Genomic DNA, 477 nt, shown 5'->3' with positions numbered 1-477 from the left:
TTTTGCGTATCGTGACCTGTCTCCTGACCTATGTAAGCGATTGCTTCACCTTTAAAGCGTGCGAACCCCGCCTGAATAGCCTCATCTTCAGCAAACTTGCGGTCTCCTGCCAAAGGTGTGACATCACTCAATAGTCGTGCAGAATAATCCATAAAATGGGGACGATCAGGGTGGCGAGCTACTTGTGTTTTTTGCCACGGCGATAATTTTTTATAAATATCACGCAATGCCGTTTGGGAACGCATTTCAAGACGCGCGATCTCGTCTCTCATATCAAGACTGCCTTCTTCTTGAGAAATCTTTTTTAATTCAAGAATTTTCCCATCGAGATCAGCAACCGGTTTTTCAAAATTAAGATAATTATACATTGCACTCAACTTATTTGGTGTAAGTTATATACTTATAATTTGCTTTATAAAGTCTTTTTCAAAAACATCACCTCTTCTTTACTTAACTTTCTGCGCCCTCTGTTCGTCA

1 pseudogene is annotated in these 477 nt (G+C 40.3%); it reads right to left on the bottom strand.

The window, feature by feature from the left end:
• Window positions 1-368 (bottom strand): annotated as a pseudogene (locus tag ACFIK8_RS09095) (acetyl-CoA carboxylase carboxyl transferase subunit alpha); the annotation flags it as partial.
• Window positions 369-477 lie beyond the last annotated feature (109 nt).

The organism is Bartonella sp. MR168JLCBS, assembly GCF_042194175.1.
Note: the sequence above shows the minus strand (reverse complement) of the source record. Positions and strands in the feature narration are given on the sequence as shown.